This is a genomic window from Streptomyces sp. NPDC051211 (assembly GCF_040689505.1).
Taxonomy (GTDB): Bacteria; Actinomycetota; Actinomycetes; order Streptomycetales; family Streptomycetaceae; genus Streptomyces.
Map to the genome: position 1 here is coordinate 1 of NZ_JBFBAV010000088.1, position 7,793 is coordinate 7,793.

Below are 7,793 nucleotides of genomic sequence, written 5' to 3' on the forward strand. Positions count from 1 at the left end.
GCCTCAAACGCCGGCGAGGCTGGGTGGGTACCCCCGGCGGGCTGGATTGCCGCAGGCAACTCCAGCCCCGCCGGCGTTTGAGGCGCGGGGTCTGGGGCGGAGCCCCAGTTCGGGAAGGGGCGGGGAGGGGAAGGCTCCGCGCAGCGGCTGCCCCGGCGCTGCAACGCATCGGCCGGGCAGGGCTCGTCTGGATGCGGCTGGACGCGGCTAGATGCGGCTGACGAACTCCGCTACCGCCACCCGGACATCCGATGGCGTCCAGGACAGCCCGGGCGCGGTGATCGTCACCTCGGTCACCGCCATCCCCGGCGGCCCGTCCGCCCCCCAGCGCCCGAACAGCGAGGTGCCCGTCTCCTCGGCCTGCCGCACCGCCGCCTCGGTCAGCCGGTCCGCCTCGAAGGGCAGCCAGACCTGGAACTGGTGCGTGTGCGGGGTCTCCGGGTGCACGCGGAACCACGGGACGCCCGCCTCCGCGAACCCCGCCGCCAGCGCCTCCGCGACGACCCGCGCCTGGGCGACGTACGACGGCAGCCGGGGCAGCTCCCGGTCCAGCCCCGCGAGCGCCGCCAGCGCCTGCGGGAACTGCTGGAAGATCTGGCCCCCGTACCGGTGCCGCCACACCCTGGTCTCCTCCACGAAGTCGCGCGGCCCGGCCAGCACGGCCCCGCTCAGCCCGCCCAGCGACTTGTAGAAGGACACGTACACGCTGTCCGCCAGCCCGGCGATCTCCGACAGCGGCCGCCCGAAGTGCGCCGTGGTCTCCCACAGCCGCGCACCGTCGAAGTGGACCACCGCTTCGCGTTCCCGGCCGGCCTCCACCAGCTCCTCCAGCTCCTCCCAGGACGGCAGAAGGAAGCCCGCGTCCCGCAGCGGCAGCTCCACCATCAGCGTGCCGAAGGGCTCCGGGAGCCCACGGACCTCCTCCGCCGTCGGCTGGCGCCGCTCCCGCGTCGGATGGGTGGTCCGCAGCCCCGATACGACGGACAGCGCCCCGCTCTCCCACATCTCCGGGTGGCTCAGCGGATGCAGGGCCACCAGCGGATTCCCGGTGCGGCCGGCCCAGCAGCGCAGCGCCACCTGCTGGGCCATGGTCCCGGACGGGAAGAACGCCGCGTCCTCCATGCCGAGCAGCTCCGCCACCCGGCGCTCCAGGTCGGCGACCACCCCGTCGCCGTAGATGTCCACGGGCCGGTCCTGGCCGTCCGTGAGACCGGCCAGCCGGTCCAGCAGCTCCCGGACGGTGGATTCCCGCGGGCCCCGGCTCAGCGCTTGCCGCGCCCCGCGCATGGCCGCTATCCACCGGGCCTGCTGCCGCTCCTCCTCGTCCTCTGCCGCGTCCTGCTCCGCGTCCTGCTCTGCGTCCTGCTCTGCGTCCTGCTCCGCGTCCTGCTTCCGGCCCTGAACCTCGTCCGGGTCCTGGTCCCGGTCCTCGTCCTGGTCCCGGTCCTGCACGTCTTCGTCTGCCATGCCGGTGATCATCCCCCGACCCCGTCCCCGCCGCCCCCGGTTTACCCCCCGGCCCGCCACGACAGGGGCCGCGCGGACCCCAGGGGCTAGCATGGCGACGTATCGTCCGGTACCCCTCGCGGACTGGAACGGAAGGCCCTCCCCGCGTGAACGCAACACACCAGGCCCGCCCTGCCCGGCTCACCGTCGGTGTCGTCGGTGCAGGCCGCGTCGGCCCCGCGCTGGCCCGCGCCCTGCAGCTGGCCGGGCACCGGCCCGTCGCCGTGTCCGGCGTCTCCGACGCCTCCCGGCGGCGCGCCGCGGAGATGCTGCCCGAGGTGCCGCTCGTACCGCCCGCCCAGGTCCTGGAGCTGGCCGACCTGGTGCTGCTCACCGTCCCCGACGACGCGCTGCCGCCCCTGGTCCAGGGCCTCGCCGACACCGGTGCCATCCGGCCCGGCCAGCTGCTCGTCCACACCTCCGGCCGGTACGGGACCGCCGTACTCGACCCGGCCCGCCGGGCCGGCGCCCTGCCGCTCGCACTGCACCCCGCCATGACCTTCACCGGGACCGCGGTCGACGTCGACCGGCTGGCCGGCTGCTCCTTCGGCGTCACCGCCCCCGACGAGCTGCGGCTCGCCGCCGAGGCGCTGGTCATCGAAATGGGCGGCGAACCCGAATGGATCGCCGAAGCCTCCCGCCCGCTCTACCACGCGGCCCTCGCCCTCGGCGCGAACCACCTCGTCACCCTGGTCGCCCAGGCCATGGAGCTGCTCCGCACCGCCGGCGTCGAACACCCCGACCGGATGCTCGGCCCGCTCCTCGGCGCGGCCCTCGACAACGCCCTGCGGTCCGGGGACGCCGCCCTCACCGGACCCGTCGCCCGCGGCGACGCCGGGACCGTCGCCGCCCACGTCGCCGAGCTGCGCAGGCACGCCCCCGCCACCGTCGCCGGCTACCTGGCGATGGCCCGCACCACCGCCGACCGCGCCCTCGCGCAGGGACTGCTCAAGCCCGAACTCGCCGAGGACCTCCTCGACGTACTCGCGGACACCCAGGACCACGCAGCCGGCCGCGGCCCGAACGGTCCCGGCCCGAACGATCCGGACGGCAGCGGGGAAGCCCGAGGAGGGGACGGACGATGACCACGACGACCAAGCTGATCGGCACCGGCGAGGAGCTCTACGGCCTGCCCCGGCACGGCCGCCGCGCCGTCGTCATGACCATGGGCGCGCTCCACGAAGGCCACGCCACCCTCGTCCGCACCGCCCGCGAACACGCCGGCCCCGACGGCCAGGTCGTCGTCACCGTCTTCGTCAACCCCCTCCAGTTCGGGGCCGGCGAAGACCTCGACCGCTACCCGCGCACCCTCGACGCCGACCTCCGGATCGCCGAAGAAGCCGGCGCCGACCTGGTGTTCGCCCCCACCGTCGACGAGGTCTACCCCGGCGGCGCCCCCCAGGTACGGATCACCGCCGGCCCCATGGGCAGCCTCCTGGAAGGCGCCACCCGGCCCGGCCACTTCGACGGCATGCTCACCGTCGTCGCCAAACTCCTCCACCTCACCCGCCCCGACACCGCCTTCTTCGGCCAGAAGGACGCCCAGCAACTCGCCCTGATCCGGCGCATGGTGACCGACCTCAACTTCCCCGTCGAGATCGTCGGCGTGCCCACCGTCCGCGAAGACGACGGGCTCGCCCTCTCCAGCCGCAACCGCTACCTGTCCGAGCCGGAACGCCGGACCGCCCTCGCCCTGTCCCGCGCCCTGTTCGCCGGCCGCGACCGGCTCGCCGCGCAGGCCGCGCTCGCCGCCCGCGCCGAAGCCACCGGCTCCACCGAGGCCCGGGCCACCGCCCTCGCCCGCCTCGGCGAGGCCCGCGCCTCCGCCGACGCACACGCCGTCTCCCTGGCCGGCGCCGGACTCCCCGACGCCGTACGGGCCGCCGCCCGGGCCGTCCTCGACGAAGCGGCGCGCGCCGACGTACCCCTGGTACTGGACTACCTCGCCCTCGTCGACCCCGCAGACTTCACCGAGATCCCGGCCGGCTACGCCGGCGAGGCCGTCCTCGCCGTCGCCGCGAAGGTCGGGACCACCCGGCTGATCGACAACATCCCATTGGAGTTCGGAGCACACGCGTGAGCACCTCGTCAGGCAGAGCGACTACCGGTGGCGGCAGCGGGACCGGCATACGGCTGCACGCCCCCGCCCCCGGCTGGGCCCTCGACGCCGACGTCGTGGTCGTCGGCTCCGGCGTCGCCGGCCTGACGGCCGCGCTGCGCTGCGCCGCCGCCGGCCGCCGCACCGTCGTGGTCACCAAGGCCCGGCTCGACGACGGATCCACCCGCTGGGCGCAAGGCGGCATCGCCGCCGCCCTCGGCGAAGGAGACACCCCCGAGCAGCACCTCGACGACACCCTGGTCGCCGGCGCCGGACTCTGCGACGAGGCCGCCGTACGCCTCCTGGTCACCGAAGGACCCGACGCGGTCCGCCGGCTGATCGCCACCGGCGCCGTCTTCGACACCTCCGCCGAAACCGGCGAGATCGAACTGACCCGGGAAGGCGGCCACCACCGCCGCCGCATCGCCCACGCCGGCGGCGACGCCACCGGCGCCGAAATCTCCCGCGCCCTCGTCGAAGCCGTGGACGCGGCCGGCATCGAAACCGTCGAGAACGCACTCGTCCTCGACCTGCTGCAGGACGCCGAAGGCCGCACCGCAGGCGTCACCCTGCACGTCATGGGCGAAGGCCAGCACGACGGAGTCGGCGCCGTCCACGCGCCCGCCGTCATCCTCGCCACCGGCGGCATGGGCCAGGTCTTCTCCGCCACCACCAACCCGTCCGTGTCCACCGGCGACGGCGTCGCGCTCGCCCTGCGCGCGGGCGCCGAGGTCTCCGACCTCGAATTCGTCCAGTTCCACCCCACGGTGCTCTTCCTCGGACCCGACGCCGAAGGCCAGCAGCCCCTGGTGTCGGAGGCGGTCCGCGGCGAAGGCGCCCACCTCGTCGACGCCGACGGCGTCCGCTTCATGGTCGGCCAGCACGAACTGGCCGAACTCGCCCCCCGCGACATCGTCGCCAAGGGCATCATGCGGCGCATGCAGGAACAGGGCGCACAGCACATGTACCTGGACGCCCGGCACTTCGGCGCCCAGATGTGGGAACAGCGCTTCCCCACCATCCTCGCCGCCTGCCGCGCCCACGGCATCGACCCGGTCACCGAGCCCGTCCCGGTCGCGCCCGCCGCCCACTACGCGTCCGGCGGAGTCCGCACCGACCTGCACGGCCGCACCACCGTGCCCGGCCTGTACGCGTGCGGCGAGGTCGCCTGCACCGGCGTCCACGGCGCCAACCGGCTCGCCTCCAACTCCCTCCTCGAAGGCCTCGTCTTCGCCGAGCGGATCGCCGCCGACATCACCGCACACGCCCCCGCCTCCAGCGGCCCCGGCGTCCCCGTCCCCTTCCGCGGCCCCCTGCTGCCCGCCGAGGCCCGCCTCGACATCCAGCGGATCATGACCCAGGGCGCGGGCGTGCTGCGCTCCGCGGACTCCCTGCGGGCCGCCGCCGACGCCCTCGACTCCCTGTACGCCGCCGCGCTCTACGACCTGGAGATCCACGGCAAGACCGCCGAACCCGGCGTCGACACCTGGGAAGCCACCAACCTGCTGTGCGTGGCCCGCGTGCTGGTCGCCGCCGCCCGCCGCCGCGAGGAGACCCGCGGCTGCCACTGGCGCGAGGACCACCCCGACCGCGACGACTCCGCCTGGCGCCGCCACCTCGTGGTCCGCCTGTCCCGGACGGAGAAGCGCGCCCTGGTCGTCACCGAGACCGACACCGCGGACCTCCCGTCCGTGGACACGCCCGTACGCACCCCCGTACGCCCCATCCTGAGCCAGGAGTCGTAACCGTGAGCACCTCCGACCACCCCGACCACGCCGAACTCCCCCTGATCGACCAGAACGCCGAGGGCGGCTGCGGCGACGGCTGCGCCTGCGGCGGCGAGGAATCCGGCCTCGACCCCGCCCTGGCCCAGCTCCTCGCCGACGCCGGCCTCGACCCGTACGAGGTGGAGGCCATCGCCGAAATGGCCGTCTCCGAGGACCTCGACGGAGGCGTGGACGTCACCACCGTCGCCACCGTGCCCGAAGACGCCGTCGCCACCGCCGACTTCACCGCCCGGGAGGCGGGTACCGTCGCCGGCCTGCGGATCGCCGAAGCCGTCTTCTCCGTCGTCGCCACCGACACCTTCGAAGTCGAACGGCACGCGGAGGACGGCGACCGGGTCCAGGCCGGGCAGGTACTGCTGTCCGTCACCGGGCGCACCCGCGACCTGCTCACCGGCGAACGCAGCGCGCTCAACATCCTGTGCCGGCTCTCCGGCATCGCCACCGCCACCCGCCGGTGGGCGGACGCCCTGGAAGGCACCGGCGCCAAGGTCCGGGACACCCGCAAGACCACCCCCGGACTGCGCTCCCTGGAGAAGTACGCCGTCCGCTGCGGCGGCGGCGTCAACCACCGCATGTCGCTGTCCGACGCCGCCCTCGTCAAGGACAACCACGTGGTCGCGGCGGGCGGCGTCGCCCAGGCGTTCAAGGCCGTACGGGAGGCCTTCCCCGGCCTGCCCGTCGAGGTCGAGGTCGACACCCTCCACCAGTGCCGGGAGGCCATGGACGCGGGCGCCGACCTGATCCTCCTGGACAACTTCAACACGCCCGAGACCGAGGAGGCCGTCACCCTCAACCGCGGGCACAACAAGGGACGCGCCATCCTGGAGTCCTCCGGCCGGCTCACCCTGGACAACGCGCGCGCCTACGCCGAGACCGGCGTGGACTACCTGGCCGTCGGCGGGCTGACCCACTCCTCGCCGATCCTGGACATCGGCCTGGACCTGCGTGAGGCCGGCGAGCCCCGCGAGCCCCGCGAGGCGGTGTAGCAGATGCTGTTGACCATCGACGTCGGCAACTCCCACACCGTCCTCGGGCTGTTCGACGGGGACGAGATCATCGAGCACTGGCGCATCTCCACCGACCCGCGGCGCACGGCCGACGAACTCGCCGTGCTCATGCAGGGCCTGATGGGCATGCACCCCATGCTGGGCAGCGAACTGGGCGACGGGATCCACGGGATCGCGATCTGCTCGACCGTCCCGGCAGTACTGCACGAGCTGCGGGAAGTCACCCGCAGGTACTACGGGGACGTGCCGGCGGTGCTGGTCGAACCGGGCATCAAGACGGGTGTCCCGATCCTCACCGACAACCCCAAGGAAGTCGGCGCCGACCGCATCATCAACGCGTGCGCGGCAGTGGAGCTGTACGGCGGGCCCGCCATCGTCGTCGACTTCGGCACCGCGACCACCTTCGACGCGGTGTCGGCGCGGGGCGAATACGTGGGCGGGGTCATCGCCCCCGGCATCGAGATCTCCATGGAAGCGCTGGGGGTGCGCGGCGCACAGCTCCGCAAGATCGAACTGGCACGGCCGCGGAACGTCATCGGCAAGTCGACCGTCGAAGCGATGCAGTCCGGCGTCGTCTACGGCTTCGCCGGCCAGGTCGACGGGGTCGTCACGCGCATGGCGAAGGAACTGGCGGGCCCGAACGGCGACCCCGACGACGTCCGCGTCATCGCCACCGGCGGCCTCGCCCCCATGGTCCTCGGCGAATCCTCGGTCATCGACGACCACGAACCCTGGCTCACCCTCATCGGCCTCCGCCTCGTCTACGAACGAAACGCCCCCAACTTCACCTGACGTACGCCGCCCCGTTGCGTGGGGTACGGGGCGCCCGGCGCGGGCGCTTCTTTGCCCCCTTCTCGGGGCCGGGGTGGGGCGGGGCTTCCCGCCCGCCCCCTGATGGCTTCGGCTGGGCGGAGTCCTGACGCCAGGGCGGGCTTCGGGGCGCACGGCGCAGGCTCGCTGGCCTGTTCGGCGGTACCCGCGCGGCTTCCGCCGGGGCGGAGCCCCACCATTCAGCCCGGCCGGGGTGGGTACGGGGGCCGGGCCGAGACGCCGCTCTCCAGCCTGACCGGGGCGGGTTTGCGGGCCCGGGCTGAGAGCCCCTCTCCAGCCTCGCCGGCGTTTGAGGCGCGGGTCCGGGCAGCGCCCGGTTTCGGGAAGGGGCGGGGCGGGGGAAGGCTCCGCGCAGCGGCCCACCGGGCCGCGACCCCGCTCGGCTGCTGGACGGCGGCTTGCCGAGGCGTGCCCTGCCAGGCCGGCCCGGGCTGTTGGGCGGGGCCGGGTATGGCCGCCGGCTTCGCCTGGGCCGAAGCCGGCGGCGGGCGGGGGCTGCCCGGCAGTCCCAGTGTCGTTCCGGGTCCGTCCGGGCCGTCAAGGGCGCTCCCTTCGGTCGCGTCG

At 74.3% G+C, this 7,793-nt stretch carries 6 protein-coding genes; 5 read left to right on the forward strand and 1 reads right to left on the reverse strand.

The genetic code is table 11. From position 1 onward, the window contains the following. Positions 1-207 precede the first annotated feature (207 nt). Positions 208-1,287: a beta-eliminating lyase-related protein gene (locus AB0447_RS36085; RefSeq protein WP_366481204.1), complete on the reverse strand. Its 1,080-nt coding sequence runs from the start codon at positions 1,285-1,287 to the stop codon at positions 208-210. Between the two features lie 326 nt (positions 1,288-1,613). On the opposite strand from AB0447_RS36085, the gene AB0447_RS36090 reads away from it, so the two are divergent. From AB0447_RS36090 to AB0447_RS36110, 5 genes are read left to right on the forward strand one after another with little or no spacing between them, the layout of a single operon-like run. Beyond that, a complete protein-coding gene (locus tag AB0447_RS36090; protein ID WP_366481199.1) occupies positions 1,614-2,591 on the forward strand; it encodes a DUF2520 domain-containing protein in 978 nt (325 codons plus the stop codon). After that, on the forward strand, positions 2,588-3,586 hold the full coding sequence (gene panC / locus AB0447_RS36095) for a pantoate--beta-alanine ligase (RefSeq protein ID WP_366481200.1): 999 nt from the start codon (positions 2,588-2,590) through the stop codon (positions 3,584-3,586). Before AB0447_RS36090 ends, panC begins: the two co-directional genes overlap by 4 nt. After that, positions 3,583-5,349 carry an L-aspartate oxidase gene (locus tag AB0447_RS36100; protein WP_366481201.1) on the forward strand — a complete coding sequence of 589 codons (1,767 nt, stop codon included), beginning with the start codon at positions 3,583-3,585 and terminating at the stop codon, positions 5,347-5,349. The genes panC and AB0447_RS36100 overlap by 4 nt, the downstream gene beginning before the upstream one ends. Positions 5,350-5,351: 2 nt before the next feature. Then, positions 5,352-6,377, forward strand: a complete 1,026-nt coding sequence (nadC, locus tag AB0447_RS36105; protein ID WP_366481202.1) for a carboxylating nicotinate-nucleotide diphosphorylase — start codon at positions 5,352-5,354, stop codon at positions 6,375-6,377. Between the two features lie 3 nt (positions 6,378-6,380). After that, the gene (locus tag AB0447_RS36110) at positions 6,381-7,190 is read left to right on the forward strand and encodes a type III pantothenate kinase (protein ID WP_366481203.1); all 810 of its coding nucleotides are present in this window, start codon (positions 6,381-6,383) and stop codon (positions 7,188-7,190) included. The last annotated feature ends 603 nt before the right edge of the window (positions 7,191-7,793 follow it).

Excerpts from the sequence above, each read along its gene's own strand:
- AB0447_RS36085 (WP_366481204.1), bottom strand. The coding sequence starts at position 1,287 with ATGCGCGGGGCGCGGCAAGCGCTGAGCCGGGGCCCGCGGGAATCCACC.
- panC (WP_366481200.1), top strand. The coding sequence starts at position 2,588 with ATGACCACGACGACCAAGCTGATCGGCACCGGCGAGGAGCTCTACGGC.
- AB0447_RS36110 (WP_366481203.1), top strand. The coding sequence starts at position 6,381 with ATGCTGTTGACCATCGACGTCGGCAACTCCCACACCGTCCTCGGGCTG.